The organism is Thalassospira sp. B30-1 (genome assembly GCF_015767575.1).
In the GTDB taxonomy this organism is placed as follows: domain Bacteria; phylum Pseudomonadota; class Alphaproteobacteria; order Rhodospirillales; family Thalassospiraceae; genus Thalassospira; species Thalassospira xiamenensis.
Genome location: NZ_CP065232.1, coordinates 2,159,255 through 2,179,880 on the forward strand (window position 1 = coordinate 2,159,255; position 20,626 = coordinate 2,179,880).

23 protein-coding genes and 1 tRNA gene are annotated in these 20,626 nt (G+C 51.7%); 4 read left to right on the forward strand and 20 right to left on the reverse strand.

Annotation, left to right across the window (positions count from 1 at the left end; all coding sequences use genetic code 11):
• Positions 1–12: 12 nt before the first annotated feature.
• The 6 genes from IT971_RS10505 to ccsA form a co-directional block, all read right to left on the reverse strand.
• Positions 13–1,395 carry a sigma-54 dependent transcriptional regulator gene (locus tag IT971_RS10505; protein WP_007089554.1) on the reverse strand — a complete coding sequence of 461 codons (1,383 nt, stop codon included), beginning with the start codon at positions 1,393–1,395 and terminating at the stop codon, positions 13–15.
• A 50-nt stretch (positions 1,396–1,445) separates the two neighbouring features.
• Positions 1,446–3,719, reverse strand: a complete 2,274-nt coding sequence (locus tag IT971_RS10510) for a PAS domain-containing sensor histidine kinase (RefSeq protein WP_175494877.1) — start codon at positions 3,717–3,719, stop codon at positions 1,446–1,448.
• The gene (gene ntrC, locus IT971_RS10515; protein WP_007089552.1) at positions 3,716–5,164 is read right to left on the reverse strand and encodes a nitrogen regulation protein NR(I); all 1,449 of its coding nucleotides are present in this window, start codon (positions 5,162–5,164) and stop codon (positions 3,716–3,718) included. The genes IT971_RS10510 and ntrC overlap by 4 nt, the downstream gene beginning before the upstream one ends.
• On the reverse strand, positions 5,161–6,306 hold the full coding sequence (locus IT971_RS10520; protein WP_037992596.1) for a nitrogen regulation protein NR(II): 1,146 nt from the start codon (positions 6,304–6,306) through the stop codon (positions 5,161–5,163). The genes ntrC and IT971_RS10520 overlap by 4 nt, the downstream gene beginning before the upstream one ends.
• Positions 6,307–6,349: 43 nt before the next feature.
• Positions 6,350–7,354: a tRNA dihydrouridine synthase DusB gene (gene dusB, locus IT971_RS10525; RefSeq protein WP_063091971.1), complete on the reverse strand. Its 1,005-nt coding sequence runs from the start codon at positions 7,352–7,354 to the stop codon at positions 6,350–6,352.
• Between the two features lie 129 nt (positions 7,355–7,483).
• Complete coding sequence (gene ccsA, locus IT971_RS10530; RefSeq protein ID WP_223305101.1) at positions 7,484–8,236, reverse strand: cytochrome c biogenesis protein CcsA; 753 nt, start codon at positions 8,234–8,236, stop codon at positions 7,484–7,486.
• 170 nt (positions 8,237–8,406) lie between these two features.
• Between ccsA and IT971_RS10535 the strand changes: the two genes are divergently transcribed.
• The gene (locus tag IT971_RS10535; protein WP_063091969.1) at positions 8,407–9,600 is read left to right on the forward strand and encodes a bifunctional 2-C-methyl-D-erythritol 4-phosphate cytidylyltransferase/2-C-methyl-D-erythritol 2,4-cyclodiphosphate synthase; all 1,194 of its coding nucleotides are present in this window, start codon (positions 8,407–8,409) and stop codon (positions 9,598–9,600) included.
• Between the two features lie 65 nt (positions 9,601–9,665).
• Here IT971_RS10535 and IT971_RS10540 read toward each other — a convergent pair whose 3' ends face one another.
• Positions 9,666–10,229, reverse strand: coding sequence for a septation protein A (locus IT971_RS10540; protein ID WP_007089547.1), 564 nt, complete (start codon positions 10,227–10,229; stop codon positions 9,666–9,668).
• Positions 10,230–10,289: 60 nt separating this feature from the next.
• Positions 10,290–10,646, reverse strand: coding sequence for a divalent-cation tolerance protein CutA (gene cutA, locus IT971_RS10545; RefSeq protein ID WP_063091968.1), 357 nt, complete (start codon positions 10,644–10,646; stop codon positions 10,290–10,292).
• Positions 10,647–10,750: 104 nt separating this feature from the next.
• Between cutA and IT971_RS10550 the strand changes: the two genes are divergently transcribed.
• Both IT971_RS10550 and IT971_RS10555 read left to right on the forward strand, forming a co-directional pair.
• Positions 10,751–11,008 carry a hypothetical protein gene (locus IT971_RS10550; protein ID WP_007089545.1) on the forward strand — a complete coding sequence of 86 codons (258 nt, stop codon included), beginning with the start codon at positions 10,751–10,753 and terminating at the stop codon, positions 11,006–11,008.
• Positions 11,009–11,234: 226 nt separating this feature from the next.
• The gene (locus IT971_RS10555) at positions 11,235–11,681 is read left to right on the forward strand and encodes a histidine phosphatase family protein (RefSeq protein WP_063091967.1); all 447 of its coding nucleotides are present in this window, start codon (positions 11,235–11,237) and stop codon (positions 11,679–11,681) included.
• A 48-nt stretch (positions 11,682–11,729) separates the two neighbouring features.
• Here the strand turns inward: IT971_RS10555 and IT971_RS10560 are convergent.
• From IT971_RS10560 to IT971_RS10590, 7 genes are all read right to left on the reverse strand, one after another.
• Positions 11,730–11,806 (reverse strand) — tRNA-Pro (locus tag IT971_RS10560).
• Between the two features lie 69 nt (positions 11,807–11,875).
• Complete coding sequence (locus tag IT971_RS10565) at positions 11,876–12,355, reverse strand: MerR family transcriptional regulator (RefSeq protein WP_051682434.1); 480 nt, start codon at positions 12,353–12,355, stop codon at positions 11,876–11,878.
• Positions 12,356–12,366: 11 nt separating this feature from the next.
• Positions 12,367–12,657 carry an integration host factor subunit alpha gene (locus tag IT971_RS10570; protein ID WP_007089542.1) on the reverse strand — a complete coding sequence of 97 codons (291 nt, stop codon included), beginning with the start codon at positions 12,655–12,657 and terminating at the stop codon, positions 12,367–12,369.
• A gap of 154 nt (positions 12,658–12,811) precedes the next feature.
• Complete coding sequence (locus IT971_RS10575; protein WP_007089541.1) at positions 12,812–13,783, reverse strand: beta-ketoacyl-ACP synthase III; 972 nt, start codon at positions 13,781–13,783, stop codon at positions 12,812–12,814.
• Positions 13,784–13,826: 43 nt separating this feature from the next.
• Complete coding sequence (gene plsX / locus IT971_RS10580) at positions 13,827–14,903, reverse strand: phosphate acyltransferase PlsX (RefSeq protein ID WP_037992611.1); 1,077 nt, start codon at positions 14,901–14,903, stop codon at positions 13,827–13,829.
• A 262-nt stretch (positions 14,904–15,165) separates the two neighbouring features.
• The gene (locus IT971_RS10585; protein WP_063091966.1) at positions 15,166–15,738 is read right to left on the reverse strand and encodes a DUF177 domain-containing protein; all 573 of its coding nucleotides are present in this window, start codon (positions 15,736–15,738) and stop codon (positions 15,166–15,168) included.
• A 12-nt stretch (positions 15,739–15,750) separates the two neighbouring features.
• Positions 15,751–16,302, reverse strand: coding sequence for a ubiquinol-cytochrome C chaperone family protein (locus IT971_RS10590; protein WP_065702205.1), 552 nt, complete (start codon positions 16,300–16,302; stop codon positions 15,751–15,753).
• Between the two features lie 163 nt (positions 16,303–16,465).
• On the opposite strand from IT971_RS10590, the gene IT971_RS10595 reads away from it, so the two are divergent.
• Positions 16,466–16,915 (forward strand): outer membrane protein assembly factor BamE, encoded by a 450-nt coding sequence (locus tag IT971_RS10595; protein ID WP_007089537.1) that lies wholly within the window; start codon positions 16,466–16,468, stop codon positions 16,913–16,915.
• A gap of 15 nt (positions 16,916–16,930) precedes the next feature.
• Here IT971_RS10595 and thiL read toward each other — a convergent pair whose 3' ends face one another.
• The 5 genes from thiL to IT971_RS10620 are packed head-to-tail and all read right to left on the reverse strand — an operon-like array spanning position 16,931 to position 20,622.
• Positions 16,931–17,908 (reverse strand): thiamine-phosphate kinase, encoded by a 978-nt coding sequence (thiL, locus tag IT971_RS10600; RefSeq protein WP_063091964.1) that lies wholly within the window; start codon positions 17,906–17,908, stop codon positions 16,931–16,933.
• 1 nt (position 17,909) lies between these two features.
• The gene (nusB, locus tag IT971_RS10605; RefSeq protein ID WP_007089535.1) at positions 17,910–18,407 is read right to left on the reverse strand and encodes a transcription antitermination factor NusB; all 498 of its coding nucleotides are present in this window, start codon (positions 18,405–18,407) and stop codon (positions 17,910–17,912) included.
• The gene (ribH, locus tag IT971_RS10610) at positions 18,407–18,871 is read right to left on the reverse strand and encodes a 6,7-dimethyl-8-ribityllumazine synthase (protein WP_063091963.1); all 465 of its coding nucleotides are present in this window, start codon (positions 18,869–18,871) and stop codon (positions 18,407–18,409) included. The genes nusB and ribH overlap by 1 nt, the downstream gene beginning before the upstream one ends.
• A gap of 2 nt (positions 18,872–18,873) precedes the next feature.
• Complete coding sequence (gene ribB, locus IT971_RS10615) at positions 18,874–20,028, reverse strand: 3,4-dihydroxy-2-butanone-4-phosphate synthase (protein ID WP_063091962.1); 1,155 nt, start codon at positions 20,026–20,028, stop codon at positions 18,874–18,876.
• A gap of 6 nt (positions 20,029–20,034) precedes the next feature.
• On the reverse strand, positions 20,035–20,622 hold the full coding sequence (locus IT971_RS10620; protein WP_063091961.1) for a riboflavin synthase: 588 nt from the start codon (positions 20,620–20,622) through the stop codon (positions 20,035–20,037).
• Positions 20,623–20,626 lie beyond the last annotated feature (4 nt).

The following is a 20,626-nucleotide window of genomic DNA, read 5'->3' on the forward strand; positions in this document are numbered from 1 at the left end:
GTATGAGGCGGCTTATTCAGCACGTTCTCCATTCACGCCCAGACTTTTGAGTTTTCGATGCAAGGCCGAACGTTCCATTCCTACAAAACTTGCGGTTTTGGAAATATTCCCGCCAAAGCGCTCTACCTGTGTCTGAAGATATTCCTTTTCGAACATCTCGCGGGCTTCACGCAGTGGCAATGCCATGATTTCACTGGTTTTATCAAAATTCAAAGATACAGGAACATCTTCAAACAGCTCGGCTGGCAGCATTTTACCGCTGATAATATCCGTACTGTCATCCGGCGCCATGATCATCAATCGTTCAATCACATTTCGCAGCTGACGAACGTTTCCCGGCCAGTCATAGGAATGCAACGCAGCCAATGCTTCCCCCGACAGTTTACGCTTTGGCAGGCCGGTCGCTTCGGCGTAACGCACAAGGAACCATTCGGCAAGATCCGGGATATCATCGCGACGTTGCTGCAATGACGGCACCTGCAAGGGTACAACATTCAGACGGTAGTATAAATCCTGACGGAAACGCTGTTCAGCAATACGCTCTTCCAGGTCGCGCGCAGTCGTCGCAACGACACGAACATCAACACTGACCGGAACAGAACCACCAACACGTTCAAAGGTTTGTTCTTGCAGCACACGAACGATTTTTCCTTGCGTTTCCAGTGGCATATCAGCCACTTCATCAAGCAAAAGCGTACCGCCATGTGCGAGTTCGAGCACCCCGGTGCGGGCTTCCCGATTGGCAGCCGCAACCGCACCAAACAGGGATTCCTCCATCGTTTCCGGCGAAATATTTGCGCAGTTCAGCACAACGAATGGTGCATCTGAACGGGCGGAATTTTTGTGGATCAGGCGCGCGACAACCTCTTTTCCCGAACCAGCAGGGCCTGAAATCAGGATACGGCTTCCTGTGCGGGCAACCCGATCAATGGCCTGGCGCAATCCGTTGATGGCACTTGAGCTACCTACAAGTTCGGTATCGCCCCCTGCCCGCATGGTTAGTTCGCGGTTTTCGCGGCGCAGGCGCGCATCATCGATGGCACGCTCAACCACCAGCAAAAGCCGATCCGTATTGAACGGTTTTTCGATGAAATCATATGCCCCGTTGCGTGAAGCTTCGAGCGCGGTTTCAATATTTCCGTGGCCGGAAATCATGACTACAGGGACTTCGCTATGCTCACGTTTGATCAGCTTGAGAGTCTCGATACCATCGTGATCGCTTTCATCCATCCAGATATCGAGGATAACAAGGCTCGGACGGCGTGCAGCAACCTCGGAAAGCGCTTCCTGGCTGGAGCCTGCCTGACGGGTCTTGTGTCCTTCGTCTTCCAGAATTCCGGCAATCAGAGCCCGGATATCTTCTTCATCATCGACGATCAGAATATCGTGCGCCATGTCTTGACCAATATGCCCGTATTTAAATTATTGCTGATGAAACAACCAGATCAGTTGTTCAAAGAATTGCTGTCCGCAGTATATTCAGCAGTTATGTGTTTGCCTGCGGTCGGAAACGCCAGCGTAATGGTTGCACCGCTCTCGACACCGTCGGCAAGTATAAGCTCTCCGCCATGGTCTTCCATGATTTTCTTGACGATTGCAAGACCAAGACCAGTACCTTTTGATCGTGTGGTCACGTAGGGTTCGGTCAGCCTTTCACGGTTTTCAACCGGTAGACCTTTGCCATTATCCGAAACTGTCACATAGATACGTTGATTTTCATCAGAACGTGTCACAGAAATTTCGATACGTCCTTGTGGAAGTTCGGTAACATCACCTTCCCGCCCCTCGATCGCCTCTGCGGCGTTTTTAAGGGTGTTGGTCAGACATTGGTTAACTTGACGCGCATCACAGGATACCTCAATTTCTCGACCTGCCTTTGCGTCGAAGTCATAGATGATTTTGGTGTAGGCCTGTTTTTGCAGGAACACGGCACCTTTCACCAGATCAACAATCTTTTCCGATTTCATCTTTGGCGATGGCATTCGGGCAAAGCTTGAAAATTCGTCAACCATGCGTCCGATATCTCCAACCTGACGAATAATCGTGTCGGTACAGGTTTTAAATACCTCGGTATCGCTTTGAATTTCCTTCAGGTATCGACGTTTAAGACGTTCTGCTGAAAGCTGTATCGGTGTTAGCGGGTTCTTGATCTCGTGGGCGATACGGCGAGCAACATCGGCCCATGCGGCCATCCGTTGCGCGGTTTGAAGTTCAGTGACATCGTCAAAAGTTACGACATATCCGAAAATAGACCGGTCTTCCGCACGCTCGATCGTGACGCGCGCCAAAAGCATAAGGTTCAAACCATCGCGCCGTATTTCGATCTGCCGTGATTTACTGCGATCCCCTTCCTTGCTGAGATCTTCGAACAGCACGGAAAATTCCGGGATAACCTCGCAGATCGACTGCCCGATAGCCCCATCCAGATCAATTCCCATCAGGTCCGATGCACTGCGGTTTGGAAGATTGATGTGACACTCTGCATCCAGTCCGATAACGCCTGCCGTCACACCACCCAAAATGGCTTCTGTAAAGCGCCGACGTTCATCATTCAGGCGGTTGGCTGCCACCAGTTCCGTCCGCTGCGTGTCAAGCTGGGACGTCATGCGGTTGAAGGCACGGGTTAATGCCTCAAGCTCGTCCTCCTGCCCCGCAAGTGGAACGCGGAAGGTTAAATCGCCATCGCTGACTTTTTCGGCACCGATGATCAACTGAGAAATCGGTTCAACCAATCGCGTTGCGACCATCAGCCCTAGCGTAACCGCCGCCAAAAGCAGAACAACCGCGATCAGAACAAAGATCATGACAAAGGTGATCACGATCCCTGACCGTTCGCCTTCAAGGTTTTCGTATGCGGTAACCGCTTTGCGGGCCTTATCGATACGTTCCAGCACATTGGGATCGACGAACCGGCCAACAAGAAGATACCCGTCAATGAAGCTATCAAGATGTGTCATTGCGCGGATGCGATTATCGGTATTGCCCAAAATCAGAACCACATCATTATTTCGGGCGCGATCATATACTTCCTGCGGGATTGGCGACAAAACCGGATCGTATGAGAAACTGTAATCGGATTGCGCCAGAACGGCTCCGCTTCCATCAATAATGACGGCTTCGGGCAAACCACGTGCATCTGCCTGCGCCGTCAGAATTCTGTTGATCCGCTCCCGGTCAGTTGCAAAGTTGACGCCAAGACGTTGAAGGTCATTGGCCGTTGCCAGAACGTCTGCCCGAATAAGTTCCTGATGTTCTTTCAGATATGCTTCGGCAATCACCATACTTTCTTCGACGGCGGTTCGGATGCGATCACTGAACCATCCCTGAATACCGAAATGCAGGAACAACGCGGAAAATACGGCAACGATAATCGCTGGCGTTACCGCGACCAGCGAAAACAGCAGAACCATTCTTGTATGCAGTTTGGCGCCGGCCGTACCACGACGTCGCTCTGCCCATATCTGGACGAGCTTGCGGGCAACCAGCGTGGCAAGAGCAAGAACAAGAACAAGGTCAATATTCAGCAAAAGGATGATCAGACGGGGTTCAGGCCGTAGCGGCGCGGTACCGGTCATCGCGAGATAGGTCGCAAGAACAGATACAAGCGCGGCACAGACCAAACCTATCGCAAACTTTCGCGATTGGCTAAGTCGCCCCAGGAACCTGACAAACCACGACTGCATAAGACGACTGGTGACGGGTCGTCCGGCTTCGGTCATTTTGCGCCCCTGACAACTTCCAGTCCGAGATCACGAATTTTCTTGCGCAGGGTATTGCGATTAAGCCCAAGAACCTCGGCTGCCTTCACCTGATTGCCCCTGGTCGCTTCCAGTGTAACAGTCAAAAGCGGGCGTTCCATTTCACGCAGAATACGATCATAGAGACCACTTGATGGCAAATCCTCGTCATGGGCATCGTAATACTCGCGAACATGACGTTCGATCGATTCAGCAAGTGACTGGGGCTCTCCGACTGGGGCTGACTCGCTGATGTTATTTTCGGAAAACTCGGTTTCGATAACATCGACACCAATCACATCATGCGAATATAGAGCCGTCAGACGGCGAACCATGTTTTCCAGTTCGCGGATGTTGCCCGGCCAGCGATGTACCTTCAAACGCGCCATCGCATCGGAAGAAAGCGTCTTGCGAGGAAGTCCCTCTTCGCTTGCCTGCATCAGGAAGTGATTGACCAGTTCCGGGATATCTTCAAGCCGCTCCCGAAGGGATGGCAAACGGATCGGCACGACATTCAGGCGATAGAATAAATCCTCGCGGAAAGTTCCTTCGCGGATCAGTTTGCGCAGATCGCGATGTGTTGCCGCAACAATACGAACATTAACGCGGATTGGCGTGCGCCCGCCAACACGGGTATATTCGCCTTCCTGAAGGACGCGAAGCAAACGGGTTTGCGCTTCAAGCGGCATATCACCGATTTCATCGAGAAACAGCGTACCGCCCTCGGCCTGCTCAAAGCGGCCAACCTTGCGCTCGTTGGCACCGGTGAAAGCACCCTTTTCATGACCGAACAACTCGCTTTCGATCAGTTCACGCGGGATTGCTGCCATGTTAATGGCAACGAACGGCCCATGACGACGACCGCCATATTCATGAAGTGCACGCGCTACCAGCTCCTTGCCGGTACCACTTTCACCAGTCACCATCACTGTCAGGTCGGTGTTCATCAACCGGGCCAGCGCACGATAGATTTCCTGCATTGCCGCGGAACGACCGATCAATGGCAGACGGTCATCACCTTCATCATCTGATGATTTGGCATTGTCGGCGGCTTGTGGTGTTTCAAGCGCACGATCAACAATGCTGATCAACTCGTTTAAATCAAAAGGTTTTGGAAGATATTCAAAGGCACCGCGCTGTGCTGCTTTTACGGCTGTCATCAGGGTGTTCTGCGCGCTCATGACGATAACGCGTAAATCCGGTCGAAGCTTGCGGATACGCGGCACCATATCAAGCCCGTTTTCATCTGGCATCATGACATCCGTAATCACCAGATCGCCGTCCCCATCGGCAATCCAGTCCCACAAGGTACGTCCGTGACCGGTACTGCGGACCTCGTGCCCCTGACGCGACAGAGCCTGCGTCAGAACAGTACGGATCGCACGGTCATCATCAGCAACAAGAATTCTGGCCGGGCTCGGGCTCATACGGTTTCTTCCTTGTTTTTCATTATATTATCCGCACTGACGTCTTCGGCCAACGTGCGGTTATAGATCGGCAGCATGATCTGAAATTCGGCACCGCCCCCCGGTGCGTCTTTCACTTCGATAACACCACCATGATCATTGATAATTTTTGCCACCAACGCCAACCCCAGTCCGGAACCGGTTGGTTTGGTGGTCACAAACGGATCAAACAGGCTTTCGCGCATATCGGGCGCAATACCCGGTCCATTGTCGCGCACCGACACAACCAGTGGCAAATGCACACGTGCATCGCCGCCAGCCACAGCCAGACGGATCCCATGCTGGTAACGCGTTGAAATCACAATATGACCGCTGTCATGGTCGACAGCCTCGCCGGCATTTTTAAGAAGGTTCAGAAATACCTGAATCAGCTGATCGCGGTTGCCAAATACCGGTGGCAACGACGGGTCATAGATTTCTTCAAATGCAAGGTGTTTGCCAAAACCGTTTTCAGCAAGCCTGCGGACATGTTCAAGCACGGTATGAATGTTAACCGCACCGCGTTCCATCGGCTTGTCGGAAAAGATTTCCATGCGGTCAACAAGGTCAACGATCCGGTCGGCCTCATCACAGATCAACCGCGTTAGTACCCGGTCGTCTTCATTCGATGTTTGTTCAAGCAACTGTGCCGCGCCACGAATACCCGATAGCGGATTTTTAATCTCGTGCGCAAGGATCGCTGCCATCGCACTTACCGAACGTGCCGAGTTCCGGCTTAACAACTGATTATCAATCTTCTGAGCGATAGAGCGCGGCTCGAACGTCAGAACAGCGCAATCAGGTTCATCTGGCATCGAGCCCACTGTCAGATTGACGGTATGTTTGCCAATCTTCGGGCTTTCGATCAGAAGATTATGATCCGCCACCAAGGTTGCTTCGTCGATAGCCTGACTGATCAGCGAGAAAACCGGGCTGTCACCGGGAATGAAGTCCTTGAGGTTGCTGCGGCACAAAACGGCGGCGCTGGTATTGAACAGCTGTTCCGTCGCCTGATTGACGAAGCGGATTTTGCCATCCCGATCAGAAACGACGACCGCACTAGCAATTGCATTAAGCACGCCAGTCGGGTCCACCCCGTTTCCTTTGCCAAATCCAAGTCTCATTCAAAGTTTCCCCGATAATATCGCTATTTAATTCTTGTTTTTCTCAGGCCGCGGCCTGTTTGTCCGCATTTTCGATCAATGGCTCGTAGAATGCCCTTATCTGATCCTTGACTTCAAATGGGTCACTTAACTCATTCACAATACGACGGAATTCAGTCGCGTTGCGTAAGCTGTTGCAATACCACGCCAAATGTTTTCTTGCGATACGGACACCTTGCTGACCGTGATGATCAATCATCGCATCATAATGACTAAGGATCGTTTGCAGTTGCACAGAAAGCGACGGCGCTGACAGTTTCTGACCGGTTTTCAAATAATGTGATACCTGTGCCAGAAACCACGGTCGTCCCTGCGCGCCACGCCCCACCATTACACCATCAGCACCGGAACGTTTCAGAAGCTCTGCCGCATCTTCCTCGCTATTGACGTCCCCATTGCCGATAACCGGGATCGATACAGCCTGTTTGACCAGTGCAATTGCGTCCCAGTCCGCATCGCCTTTATAAAACTGGCAGCGTGTCCGACCATGGATGGTCAACATCGCAATTCCCAGATCCTCGGCGATTTTTGCCAGACGCGGCGCATTACGATTGTCATCGTCCCATCCCAAACGCATCTTAAGCGTCACGGGTACGGAAACGGCATTGACGGTTGCCTCAATGATATCGGCAGCAAGATTCTCATCACGCATCAGGGCCGATCCGGCATAGCCCTTTGTGACCTTTTTGGCAGGACAGCCCATATTGATGTCAATGATCATAGCACCGCGATCTTCGTTCATCTTTGCGGCAAGCGCCATCTCATCGGGTTCAGTTCCGGCAAGCTGAACGGAAAGCGGGCTTTCGGCTGCACAATCGCCGTGCATTTTGCGCACTTCTTTTTGATGGCGCTGGATACGTGTCATGGCATCAGACGCAATCATTTCCGAGACAACCAGATGCCCGCCAAACTGGCGCACCTGTTGCCGAAAAGGAAGGTCAGTCACACCTGACATTGGTGCCAAGATGACATTCTCTGGCACATTTACAGAACCGATCTGCAAAGACATGAAGGAAATCCGATTGCCTAAAACTTGGGCAGATTAATGAAACTGGCTCGGCGTTGCAACAACTCTAAGCGAATTGGCGAATATAAGCCAACCAACACGGCCGCCACCTTTAAACAAGGCCCGGAATATTCATCCGATCAGATATCCCGAAACAAATCGAACGCCCGGGAATGCCAGGGTAAGCAGCAGCCATGCCCCCAGCACAAACCGAACAGCCATACGCCCGCGCAGAGTGGATTTTTCATGAATGAATATCAGGCCGCAAATCACGGCAAAACCAAGCAGGGTAAGAAGCATCTTGTGATCAAGATAGAGCAGCGACTGCCCCTCGACCTGACGCAATGCAAAACCGGTAATAATTCCGATCACAAGGACCCATGCCGACCATTTCAGAAAACTCACAAGCATGTGTTCGCTGTCGCGCAACGGCGGCAGGCGACGGCTCCAGCGGTTTGGACGGCGGTTTTTAAGTGCATCTTCCTGAACAACATAGCCCATGGCCGCAATTGCAGACAGTGTCACAAGCGCATAGGTTACAAGTGACGTTCCGATATGAACCCAAAGCCAGCCAGAATAAAGAACCGGTTCTGCAACCGACGGGTCAGCAACAGGTTCAAATACGTTAAAAACAGCTGCAACTCCGCCGAATGCCAAAAGATATCCACCGATATAACCGGCAAGACGCCAGATTTGTTTCGGCCCGTTGCATATGACAAGCCCGCCAAAGATCAGGATCACGGAAAGTTCCGACCAATGCAAAGCCGCTGTAAATCCGCGCGATTGCACTTCCTCGCCCGTCAGGCCAAGCACGATCACCGTACCAGCCGCGGCAACAAATATGGACAAAAACAGCCATATGTCGCGCTGCGGGTTGCGCCGCATGATTTGCGTGGTTAGCGGTAGCAAACATAAGATATGTAAGGCGGCAGCAATCATGTTCGGATCCGGCCTAAAGGCGTTTACATCATAACATCAGGCAAATGGCGACTTGGCAAAGTCATCGCAGAAAGATAGCCTGCGGCGCAATTCAGACAAGTCACGGCATCACGTTTATGACCAAAAAAATCGCAGTTGTCATCGTTGCAGCAGGCAGCGGTAGCAGATTTGGTGATCCGATACCAAAACAATATCATCTGCTTGGCGCAAAGACATTGCTGCGTCACTGCATTGAGAGCTTCGCTAAGTATGTGCCGTCCGAACTGATCAGGGTCATTTATAATCCTGACCATCAGGATTTGTACGATAATTCGGTTAAAGGCCTATCCTTGGACGCCCCGGTGCCCGGCGGAGTGACAAGACAACAATCTGTCCTGAACGGATTACGTTCACTGGAAAATGAAAACCCTGACCACGTGCTTATTCATGATGCGGCAAGGCCGGGCATTTCAGACGATGTTATCGACCGCGTCATCTCAGCTCTAGCGACATATCAGGGTGCCATTCCCACCCTTCCCGTTCTCGACACCATCAAGCAGACGGAATCCACCGGGATAATTAGACGAACCATTCCACGAGAACAGCTTCATCGCGCCCAGACACCTCAGGGGTTTCATTTCAAAACAATCCTTGATGCTCACCAACGGTTTGAGGGGCACGAATTCACTGATGATGCCGCCCTGCTGGAACAACTTGGCCTGGATGTGGTGTGCGTAGAGGGGGCTGGTTCAAACGACAAGATTACGCGCCCCGACGATATCGAACGCGCCCGTGACTGGATTAACCCTGTTCCAGCCTCAGAGAAAGACAGCGATATGACCCACGAAGAGTTCCGGGCCGGTACCGGTTTTGACGTTCATCGATTTGCCCCAGGTGACCATTGTATCCTTTGCGGTGTCAAAGTCCCCCACTCTGCACGCCTTGAAGGCCATTCAGATGCGGATGTCGGCCTGCATACGTTAACAGACGCATTGTTGGGTTCCATTGGTGCCGGCGATATCGGCCAACATTTCCCGCCTTCTGACATGAAATGGAAGGGGGCAGCATCGGATCAGTTTGTTCTTCACGCAGTCAATCTGATCCGCGAACGCGGCGGACGCATCGTCAATGCGGATATCACCCTGATTTGTGAGCGGCCCAAAATAGGACCGCATACACAGGCCATGCGCGAAAAGGTTGCTGAAATTCTTGGTATTGAAGTTGATCGCGTCAATGTGAAGGCGACAACGACAGAGCGCCTGGGCTTCACCGGACGCGAGGAAGGTATCGCGGCTCAGGCTGCGGTCAGCGTCGCCCTACCCGTCAAATAGCGTGTTCTTCCATTCAATAAGAAAGGCAGGGTGAAAATCCCGCCTTTCTTATTTTCGTTCAGACCTTATGCCGGAGATGAACCGTTCTCTTTTTCTGGCAATTGATGTTTCATCAGGACTGGAACCTGGGCCATGCCAAACACCATGGTCAGCGGCATAATCCCCCATACCTTGAACGCGACCCATGTATCAGTCGAAAAATTGCGCCAGACAATTTCATTGATCACGGCAAGAACGACGAAGAAAATGCTCCAGCGCCAGGTCAGGATGCGCCATCCTTCGTCCGTCGCCTTAAATGCACTTTCCAAAACCAATTTCAAAAACAGCTTTCCAGCAATCAAACCGCCAAACAGGATCGCTGCAAAAAGCAGATTGACAATCGTCGGCTTGATTTTAATGAACAGATCATTGTCGAGATAAAGCGTTAAGCCGCCAAACACGATCACGAAAGCGCCGCCAATCAACGGCATCACCGGAATGGTTCGGGCAATAGCATACGATACTACCAGCGCAACCACTGTTGCCGTTACAAAAACCGCTGTTGCAGTCATAAGATTGGTTGTCGCATTGACTGCGAAAAACAGGATCAGCGGCCCCATTTCAAGGGCAAGTTTTGTAAGCTGGTTCATTGGTCACTTCGTTAAATGTAAAATTTCGGCCATCCTAGGGGCCAAAGGCCATTGATGCAATCAATTCGGGATTGTTGCCCCTGCGACCTGACCGCGCAACCAATCGACATATGGTTCATTTCCCCTGCCTAATGGAATTTCCAGAATACAGGGAACATCATAGGGGTGATGATCTGTGATCCATTCCGAAAGCGCCGTTGCCGCTGCGCTGGTCGATTTCAGAATAACAATTATCTCGTTTTCTTCTTCGATATCACCATCCCATTCATAGATTGCCGTCATTTGGGGCATGATGTTCGCGCAGGCCGCCAATCTTTCTCGAACGGCACCGCCCGCAATCAAGCGGGCGACTTCCATGTCCGGCGCGGTCACATAAAGAAAGACCATGTCACTACGATCAAAGGACTTCGATGTCATGGTGATTGCCCCTCGGTTGATTATCCGTCACACTTACCTGCAATATATAGCTTCATCATCACATCGCGCCACACACAAACCTATTCTATCAATTCAGGGATGCCATGACGGGGAAAAAGCAGGTGAAACCGACACAAACACAACTCGATTGGTTGCGCCGTGGCCTTAGCCAGCCGGGTGGAAAGTTGCCGCTCTTTGACACCAATGGCAAGCAAATCAGTGAAAAAACAGTCAAAAGCTGCATTGATCATGGATGGGCTGCCCCATGGTTCGACAACCCGATCAAACCGGACTGGCTTATTTGCAAACTGACCGATGAAGGTCGTAGGGTTGCGACCTCCGTTGCTGATAAAAACGCATAAGGACATCCGGTCGCGATCCCGAACCGCTCCACTGATCTAATCAGCATATCCACGGGTATCAAGGTTAATTACCTTTTGCCAATGACTGTGCCCAATCATGTGTTCATTTGTCAGAAATACGGTTGCTGTTCTCACCCTCGCATGCTCCTTTGTCGCACACAGCGCCAAAGCGTCAGATACCGAGCACGCGTGGGATATATGGCATCGGCCAGGTGTGCATGCGCTAATGCGTCATGCCATTGCGCCGGGTACTGGCGATCCGGAAAACTTCACCATTGGCGATTGCAGCACCCAACGGAATCTTGACGAGACCGGTCGCAATCAGGCGCGTGCCATCGGCGAACGCGTCCGTGAAGCGGGCATTGAGTTGGATGTAATTCTCAGCAGTCAGTGGTGTCGCTGTTTGGAAACCGCCAGCTTGCTTGGCCTTGGCCCCGTGACAGAAGAACTGGCACTTAATTCGTTTTTCCGTGATAGCGGTACCAAGAAAACTCAAACAGACCAAATCATTGACCGACTTGGTGCACTCCCTGAAGGAATCAAGGCCCTGTTGATTACCCATCAGGTGAATATCACCGCATTAACCGGCATCTATCCGAGATCAGGCGAAATCATTCTGATCCGTGTTGACGAAAATAACACCGTGGAAATGCTTGCCCGACTGATGCCGTAGCCTCACCAGTACCAATGATCGTATATCAGATTTTGATGGAGAATAAATTGGTCGGAGCGAGAGGATTCGAACCTCCGACCCCCTGCACCCCATGCAGGTGCGCTACCAGGCTGCGCCACGCTCCGACCGTAAAGAATGCGTCGTTTGACGCGGCTCGATAAATAGCCGCGCAAGCCCAAAGACGCAAATGGTTTTTACGTATTTTTTTCCGACTGTTGCAGTGCCGACCTGAGGATACCTTGAAGCTCTTCCAATTCACCTAACAGGTTTGCAAGAACAGTCTTATCTGGTGTTCCTGCTGTGCCTGTCGAATAAGCCATATCTGATGCTTCATCCGATGGACCATCGACGGTTTCAGCCAGCGACGCCACCGCGACTTCCGAAGGCAACTGCCCCTTGTTCTGATCAAGCAACTTTTGCACACCCTTAATGGTGTAGCCCTGATCATGGAGCAGTGAACGAATATCAGCCAGCAGCACCAGATCTTCCGGACGATAATAACGTCGCCCGCCAGCACGTTTCATTGGTTTGATCTGAGGAAACTTGGATTCCCAAAAACGCAGGACATGCTGCTGCAGCCCCAGCTCTTTTGCTGCTTCGCTAATTGTACGAAACGCAGAGTCAGACTTTGCTGTGCGGCGGTTTTCCGCCTCAGCCCCCAAGTTATTTTTCATGAGTTCAGTTCTTAAGCGTTAATGCGTGCTTTCAACACCTGCGACGGCCGGAACACAAGCACTTTGCGCGGCAGGATTGGCACTTCTTCACCTGTCTTGGGATTGCGACCAATGCGCTGTCCCTTCTGGCGAACGGAAAAACTGCCAAACGAGGAAATCTTTACGACTTCATCCTTGATCAAGGCAGATGAAATTTCGTCGAGAACCGTTTCCAGCAACTGGGCGGACTCGTTACGCGACAAACCGACTTCCTGATAAACGGCTTCGGCAAGATCAGCGCGGGTAATCGTAGCTTCCGACATAACAGGCCGCCTCCTTAAAACGGGACTTTATACACAAGGCTATATCTGGTGGCGAAATCAGTCAATATCAACAGGATACATCGCTTTGCGGCAGAATGTTGTGTTTTTTAAGCAAATGCTTTGTTTTTGTCAGATATCCCACAGAATCCAGAGCTTACCAGCGAACCAGTGCTGCGCCCCAAGTGAAACCGCCGCCCATCGCTTCCAGAATTACAATATCACCACGCTTGATCCGGCCATCATGAACGGCTTCGGCAAGTGCCAGGGGAATCGACGCCGCGGACGTGTTCGCGTGACGATCAACCGTGATGACCACCTTGTCTTCGGAAATGCCAAACTTTCTGGCAGTGCTGTCAAGAATGCGACGATTGGCCTGATGTGGCACGAGCCAATCAATATCCGCGGCTTCAAGCCCGGTATCGGCAAGGACTTCGCGAATAACGCCTGCAAGGTTGGTCACTGCGTGGCGGAAAACTTCCTTGCCTTCCATCTGAAGAAAACCAACAGTCTGGGTCGTTGATGGACCGCCATTGACATACAGCAGTTCGTATTTACCACCATCCGAATGCAATCGACTTGCGAGAATACCCTGATCCTCGACGGTGCCCTTGCCTTCAACGGCCTGAACAACAACCGCCCCTGCTCCGTCCCCGAACAAAACGCATGTCCGGCGGTCTTCCCAATCCAGAATACGCGAAAATGTTTCTGCCCCGATCACGAGAACCGTTTTTGCCTGACCGTTCCGGATATACATGTCTGCAGTGGTAAGGGCGTAAACGAAGCCCGAGCAAACCGCCTGAACGTCGAAGGCAAAACCGACAACGCCCAGTCGATGCTGAACCTTTGTTGCCGTTGCCGGAAAGGTATTATCGGGTGTCGCGGTCGCAACGATAATCATGTCAATGTCCGCGGCAGTTACACCGGCATGTTCCATTGCACGTGTTGCAGCAGCAACCGCAAGATCACTGGTGGTTTCCCCTTCGGCAGCGATATGACGCTGTCGTATTCCCGTCCGCGCAACGATCCATTCATCAGATGTATCGACGCGCTTTGCCAGTTCATCATTGGTTACAACATTCGAAGGAAGATAAGAACCGCAACCAATAATGCGAGAACGAACAGTCATGATTTAAGAACCGCCAGTTTTAGTGGGAATAGTTGGGACAGTATCAGTCGACCTGGCCAGCTGCGAGGGCGATGGTTTCCTCATCGATCGGAGCTTTGGAAATCGCTTCTTCGAAGGCGGCAAGTTCACCCTTGATCGTTTCGTTCAGCCGGTTCGCAATAAGGTCGTGACAAACGCCAATGGCATTCGAGAACCCCAGCGCATCGGTGCCACCGTGGCTTTTGACGGCAATCCCGTTCAGCCCCAGCAGCATCGCACCATTGTAACGACGCGGGTCCATACGTTCCCGGAAACGCTGCAATGAACGACGGGCCAACAGATAGCCGACCTTCGCCCAGAATGAACTTTTGAAAGTTTCACGCAGAAAGTGCACCAGCAGTCGCGCCGTTCCTTCGGCGGTTTTAAGTGCAACGTTACCGGTAAAGCCGTCGGTCACAATCACGTCCACGGTACCCTTGGCAAGGTCATCGCCTTCAACAAATCCTTCGAAGCGGATCGGAAGGTCGATTTCACGAAGTATCGCTGCGGCTTTCTTGACCGACTCATTGCCTTTTAGTTCTTCAATCCCGACATTGAGCAAGCCCACAGAAGGCCTTTCAATACCAAACAGAATGCGTGCGAAAACCTCGCCCATAAGCGCGAACTGCACCAGGTTGTTCTCATCACATTCAATGTTGGCGCCAAGATCGAGCATGACAGTCTCGCCGCGCTGGGTTGGCATATAGGTCGCAATTGCAGGCCGGTCGATACCACGTACGGTTTTAAGGACGAATTTGGCCATAGCCATCAGAGCACCGGTATTTCCGGCAGATACGACGCCTTGTGCGTCCCCCTCTTTAACAGCATTGATGGCCAGTCGCATGCTGGAATCCCGACGCTGCCGCAAGGCAACAGACGGTTTGTCATCCATCGTCACTTCTTGAGAGGCATGACGAATTTGACTGACGGTTTCGAGCCCCGGATATTTGGCGAGCAGCGGTTTGAGCCGCGCTTCATCCCCAAACATCAAAAATTTAAGATGAGGCAACCGTTTCAGGGCAATTTCTGCACCCGCCACGACCATCTCAGGCGCGTGGTCTCCTCCCATCGCGTCAAGTGATATGCAGACCTGTTCAGGCAATGTATTCTCTTATGGTTGTTCTAAAACATCTGAACCGGAATTTACCGGCAGGCTTGCCTATCGGCTAAACTTGTCTTCGGCATGCCGGAAAGCCCGTAATTACCGGAATTCTCAGCCAGATACAAGGTAAAGCCGATATGCAATCAAAAGCGACCAGTGTCCGGCTTGCTCTTCGTCTTTTCGGTCAAAAGCGTAAAATGCCGGTCGTTACCGGCATTTTCCTGACATTTTACGTGACGAAAAACGCAACCAGAATGGTAATTTAGTTTTTCTTCTCTAGCTTGTCCTTAAGACCTGCGAGTTTTGCAAACGGGTTGGGACGCTCTTCTTCGTCTTCCGATTTGACCACGTCCGCAACTTTCGCGCCGTCCTTGCGCGGATAAGGGTTCATGGCGACAGCAAGAAACTGTGCGACAACTTCACCAACATCAATTTTGCCATCTACCAATGGCTCTGGCTGATCCAGAAGCGCCATAAGCTCTTCTTCGGAAAGATCATCCAGATCATCGGGATTCGAAGGAAGGTCATCTTCGGATACGTGCGGAGAAAACAGAACCTCCACCTCGTCTTCGATGGTTTCGGGGACCGGCTCGAGTGTCGCAACACAACGCTGAACAATATCGGCATGCATGGGACCACGAAGGGTGACTTCGCCATTGCCTGCCGTCGTAGTCGTCAGGGTTGCTTTCAAACTATTAATAGCAATCAGTTCGAAGCGTTCAGCAAGCGCCTCGCGCTCCTTTTCATTTGCTTCGATCTCGATCTTGCTTTTTTTCCCGACCTGTTCGTCCGTATTAACGATGCGGGAAAATTCGGGTGTAATCTGTTCAGGCATTGGGGCCTCTTTCTATTCGGTTGGTGCAACGGCGACTTCCGGCACAGCCGGAAAATGGATAACGCCGTTGTGTAATTCTTCGGTTTTCTGACGGTCAAGGTGTGCAAGGGCATCATTGATATAACCGACCATGGCCATCAATTGCGCATCACTAGCCTCGTTGTCGGCATAAAGATTGCGGTTGAGTGCGGCGGCAAGTTCTATGGCACCGGATTGAACACCCTCTTCGTAGGCGACAATGCGACCGTGATAGGACTCCGACATTTTCCGGATGCGCTTAAGGATTCCGACATCACCAATTCCCATCTCACGCATATTCTGGTCAAGATCGGAAAACATCACGTCAAAGATTTCCTGCGCCAGTTCACGACTTTCATTGTCTTTTTTCAGACGCCGAAACAGAACAAAGGCATGCACCAGAATCAGGTCAAATCGCCCTTCCATGGTATCTGCGACGCCAAGGCGTGTATAGAATTCAGGCTTGCGCGACTGCCCCACCATTCCAGTGTAAAGCGCAAAGGCAGCACTTTGTTTGCGGTCTTTTTTCTTCAACCAGCCGAACAACAGTAACACTCCTTCGTTGACATTCCAGCCATGGCACGCAGAATGCCGTAAATTTCCCGGGGCGGCATCGCCCCAACATTGCCCGGCAATATCATGCGCCCAGCGCTGAAACTCAAGGCAATTCCTTAATGACTTTAACTGGCTGATCGCTTTGGTGAGTTCCATGCATACAAGAACAACACGCCTTTCCCTTATGATGCTGGCCGGATTGGCAGTGGCATTTGTTGCTGCCTGCAGCCCGCGTATCGCAACGCGCGGTAATGCTCCTGAACCCGAAGTTCTCGAACAAATCATCGTCGGGCAATCCACAAAGGGTGATGTGACCGATCTTTTGGGATCGCCATCAAGCGTTGCCGCCTTTGACGAAAATGTCTGGCTTTATATTTCGCGCAGAACCGAAACAATTGCGTTTCTGGCACCGGATGTCGTTGAGCAAAAGGTCATTCTCGTCAGTTTTGATGCGGCAAACCGGGTCGATATCCTAAGCGAATATGACCTTGAAGACGGTAAACCGGTCATTCCGACGGATCGGATCACGCCAACCGCAGGCAAGGAAATTACAGTTCTGCAGCAGCTGTTTGGCAATCTTGGTCGCTTCAGCGAAACCAAATAAATTCCAAATTCGTTTTCAGGCTTTGAAATGGTCGAACCCGTCATTGGCGAGTTCGACTATTTTTTTGTCGGCTCCGATGAGGTCGACCTGTCCGGGCTGGTCCGTCACCTTGCCAATGACCGTGACATCGTTACCCAACGTTTTGATATCTGCTTGATCGGCGCAAATCAGAAGTTCGTAATCATCCCCGCCCCCCAGCACAGACGCCCATAGGGCGGGATCGGTATTTACCGCATTCATCGCTGCCTTTGATAATGGAATAAGATCCTTGTCAAAAACCATGCCGACACCAGACGCCAAACAAATCTTGCGACAATCCCCGGCCAATCCGTCCGAAATATCCATCGCAGCATAGCGGCCATAAGCATCAGCGCATTTTCTGCCAATCGTCAGGCGTGGTTGCGGTAACAGGTATCGCGACGAAAGATAGGCACTATCGGCGACGTCCAGCCCTATAAGGTCGCCCTGTAAGACCTTTAAGCCGAGTGCGCCATCGCCCAATGTACCGGTAACCGCAATCAAATCACCCGGTTTGGCCGCATCCCGGCGTATGGCGCGCCCAATTGGCACGGCACCGAACGCCGTCAGGCTGAAAAATGTGGGACCTGGTGTTCCAACAGTATCGCCCCCCAGAAGCGGTGTATCATAGGTAGCGCAATCCTGCCCCAAACCGTTCGCAAAGGAAGCGATCCAGTCTTCGGAAAGGTCGCGATTATAACCAGCCGTTAGCAGCACCCCCAAAGGATAAGCCCCCATAGCTGCAAGGTCAGACAGATTGACACGCATAACCTTGCGCGCGATGTCGGCCGGATCATCCTGACTGCGAAAATGTACATCGGCCACAAGTGCATCGACCGTAACAACAATTTCGTGCCCATCAGGTGGTGACAAAAGAGCCGCATCGTCCAGCAGGGACAATGCGGCTTTTGACTTTTGCGCGATTGGCGCAAAATGACGTGCGATCAGATCGAATTCTCCTGATCGCGCGACCATATCAATTCTTACCGGCTTCACCCGCACGAAGCGTTTTGCCGATCCGGTCAAGGACAGCGTTTACAAGCTTCGGCTCGGTTTCGTCAAAGAACGAATGGGCAGCATCCACATATTCAGTGATGACAACGCGCATCGGTACATCTTCGCGCATCATCAACTCATAGGTTCCTGCACGCAGAATACAGCGCAAAACAGTTTCAAGACGTTTGGTTGTCCAACCCTTTTCCAGAGCTGAGTCGATCAGCCCGTCAAGATCGACCGTGCGCGCAGTAACCCCCTGAACCAGGTCGGCAAAAAATCCGCGATCCGGATCAATCAGATTGTCATTGGGCTCATCAAGGTCGCGAATACCTTCGCCATCAAGGCGGAAATCCGAATATTCGCGCACGACGTCACCTGCCGAAAGCTGGGAAAGCTCTGCCTGGTAAAGCGCCTGAATGGCGGCAAAACGCGCAGCACTGCGTCGTTGGGCGGCTGATGCCTTGGGTTTATCAGTCATTACTTGTGATGTATTCCAAAATGGTTTTGAACTTCAATCATACGAAGAACAGCACGGGCGGCCTCGCCACCTTTATTCTTCTGATCTGCCTTGGCGCGTGCAAGTGCCTGGGCTTCATTTTCAACGGTCAGGATGCCATTGCCGATCGCCAGACGGTAATCAAGGCAAAGCTGCATCAATGCGCGATTTGCTTCTTCACAGATATGCTCGTAATGCGTGGTTTCACCGCGAATAACGCAGCCAAGTGCCAAGTAGCCATCATAGCGCGGACCAGTCGCAAGATCAGCCATGGACTGAACAGCGTAGCGGATTGCTATAGGAACCTCGAAGGCACCTGAAACAGAAATCCGGTCCCAGGTTGCACCGCCAGCTTCGAGCGTCGACGCAGCCCCTTTGACCAGATCTTCGACGATATGGGTGTAATAAGGCGCATCAACGATCAGAATGTGCGGACCGTTACTCATGTTTATTCCTCCGAGACAACAAGCGGACGCTGATCAACCAGATTTAGACCGAACCCGTCAAGTCCTACGATGTGTCTTTTGGTATTTGAAAGCAAAATCATATCGCGAACGCCAAGATCAAGCAGGATCTGTGCGCCAACACCATAGTCACGCAAATCAGAGTCGTCAGCAGATTTTGCGATTTCGTGACGCAGAGCATCTCCGTCCCCACCATTGACCTCGATAAGCTTTGCAATAGACGATGAAAGCGTATTGGGGCGCGGTTCACGGATGAGAACAATAACGCCACGCCCCTCCTCGCCAATCTGCCGCATTGCGGCCTGCAACTCGCCGCCATGCGCTCCTTGCCGGTCGCCAAGCACATCTTCAAGCACATTTAATGCGTGGACACGCGTCAGAACCGGCTTTGCATCAGAAATGTCGCCCTTCACCAAAGCAATATGTTCGGCATATGTGACATTGTTGACATACAGATTGAGCTCAAACTCGCCGCCATGCACCGAATTGATTTTTGTTGTCGCCTTACGCTGAACAACTCTTTCATGCTTCCGGCGATAGCGGATCAAATCGGCAATCTGGGCGATTTTGAGATTATGCTTTTTGGCGAACTCAACAAGTTCCGGCAAACGCGCCATTTCGCCGCTTTCGCTCATGATCTCGCAAATAACGCCAGATGGATTGAGGCCCGCAAGGCGCGAAATATCAACCGATGCTTCGGTGTGCCCCGCCCTCACAAGAACGCCACCTGGACGCGCGCGCAAAGGAAAGACATGCCCCGGGGTCACTATATCGTCGGAAGTTGATTTTGTATCAATCGCCACGGAAATTGTTCGCGCCCTGTCCGGGGCGGAAATACCGGTTGTCACACCTGTTGCCGCTTCGATCGAAACTGTAAACGCCGTTTCATGCCGCGTACCATTTCGCGCGCTCATCAACGGCAGCCCAAGATGATCGCAACGTTCGGATTCCAGCGTCAGACAAATAAGCCCACGGCCATGAGTTGCCATAAAGTTTACGGCATCCGGTGTTGCCATTTGGGCGGGAATAACCAGATCACCCTCGTTTTCCCGGTCCTCGTCATCGACAAGAATAAACATCCGGCCATTTCGGGCTTCTTCAATAACATCTTCAATTGGTGACAGATAACGATGCGGCATGGTCGTTCAATCCTTACCCAGCATGCGCGCGACATAACGCGCCAGCATATCAATCTCGAAATTGATCCGGTCACCTGGTTGTTTCGATCCCAGCGTCGTGTGAGTCTGGGTATGGGGTATCATATTGATACCAAAAGTGTTTCCGTCAACCTCATTGACAGTCAATGAAACACCTTCAAGCGTTACCGAGCCTTTTGACGCAATGTATTTCGCAAAAGCTTCAGGAACCTCGAATGTCAAACGAAGGGAATCACCTTCGGGAATGCGTTTTATCAGCGTCGCAACACCGTCCACATGACCGGATACGATATGCCCGCCCAACTCGTCCCCGATCCGTGTGGCCTGTTCCAGGTTTATGCGCGATCCGACGTCAAGATCGCCCAAAGTCGTCTTATCAAGACTTTCGGCAGATGCCTCGATGGCAAACCAGTCCGAACCAGTTTCGATAACGGTCATGCACGCACCATTACAGGCAATCGACGCCCCAAGAGCGATTTTAGAGGTATCAAAAGCGGTCGAGAATTCGAAACGGGTGTCGCCGCGTTTTTCGATTTTCCGAACAAATCCTATATCCGTAATGATGCCAGTGAACATTTAT

Excerpts from the sequence above, each read along its gene's own strand:
- IT971_RS10570 (WP_007089542.1), bottom strand. The coding sequence starts at position 12,657 with ATGTCGGAAGCTACGATTACCCGCGCTGATCTTGCCGAAGCCGTTTAT.
- IT971_RS10595 (WP_007089537.1), top strand. The coding sequence starts at position 16,466 with ATGCATACAAGAACAACACGCCTTTCCCTTATGATGCTGGCCGGATTG.
- IT971_RS10575 (WP_007089541.1), bottom strand. The coding sequence starts at position 13,783 with ATGACTGTTCGTTCTCGCATTATTGGTTGCGGTTCTTATCTTCCTTCG.
- IT971_RS10505 (WP_007089554.1), bottom strand. The coding sequence starts at position 1,395 with ATGGCGCACGATATTCTGATCGTCGATGATGAAGAAGATATCCGGGCT.
- ribB (WP_063091962.1), bottom strand. The coding sequence starts at position 20,028 with ATGCCGCATCGTTATCTGTCACCAATTGAAGATGTTATTGAAGAAGCC.
- nusB (WP_007089535.1), bottom strand. The coding sequence starts at position 18,407 with ATGACTGATAAACCCAAGGCATCAGCCGCCCAACGACGCAGTGCTGCG.
- dusB (WP_063091971.1), bottom strand. The coding sequence starts at position 7,354 with ATGTCTTTGCAGATCGGTTCTGTAAATGTGCCAGAGAATGTCATCTTG.
- thiL (WP_063091964.1), bottom strand. The coding sequence starts at position 17,908 with ATGGTCGCGCGATCAGGAGAATTCGATCTGATCGCACGTCATTTTGCG.
- IT971_RS10555 (WP_063091967.1), top strand. The coding sequence starts at position 11,235 with ATGCGTCATGCCATTGCGCCGGGTACTGGCGATCCGGAAAACTTCACC.
- IT971_RS10550 (WP_007089545.1), top strand. The coding sequence starts at position 10,751 with ATGACGGGGAAAAAGCAGGTGAAACCGACACAAACACAACTCGATTGG.
- IT971_RS10535 (WP_063091969.1), top strand. The coding sequence starts at position 8,407 with ATGACCAAAAAAATCGCAGTTGTCATCGTTGCAGCAGGCAGCGGTAGC.
- ribH (WP_063091963.1), bottom strand. The coding sequence starts at position 18,871 with ATGAGTAACGGTCCGCACATTCTGATCGTTGATGCGCCTTATTACACC.
- IT971_RS10565 (WP_051682434.1), bottom strand. The coding sequence starts at position 12,355 with ATGAAAAATAACTTGGGGGCTGAGGCGGAAAACCGCCGCACAGCAAAG.
- IT971_RS10540 (WP_007089547.1), bottom strand. The coding sequence starts at position 10,229 with ATGAACCAGCTTACAAAACTTGCCCTTGAAATGGGGCCGCTGATCCTG.
- IT971_RS10585 (WP_063091966.1), bottom strand. The coding sequence starts at position 15,738 with ATGCCTGAACAGATTACACCCGAATTTTCCCGCATCGTTAATACGGAC.
- IT971_RS10620 (WP_063091961.1), bottom strand. The coding sequence starts at position 20,622 with ATGTTCACTGGCATCATTACGGATATAGGATTTGTTCGGAAAATCGAA.
- ccsA (WP_223305101.1), bottom strand. The coding sequence starts at position 8,236 with ATGCGGCGCAACCCGCAGCGCGACATATGGCTGTTTTTGTCCATATTT.
- ntrC (WP_007089552.1), bottom strand. The coding sequence starts at position 5,164 with ATGAGCCCGAGCCCGGCCAGAATTCTTGTTGCTGATGATGACCGTGCG.
- IT971_RS10520 (WP_037992596.1), bottom strand. The coding sequence starts at position 6,306 with ATGAGACTTGGATTTGGCAAAGGAAACGGGGTGGACCCGACTGGCGTG.
- cutA (WP_063091968.1), bottom strand. The coding sequence starts at position 10,646 with ATGACATCGAAGTCCTTTGATCGTAGTGACATGGTCTTTCTTTATGTG.
- IT971_RS10510 (WP_175494877.1), bottom strand. The coding sequence starts at position 3,719 with ATGACCGAAGCCGGACGACCCGTCACCAGTCGTCTTATGCAGTCGTGG.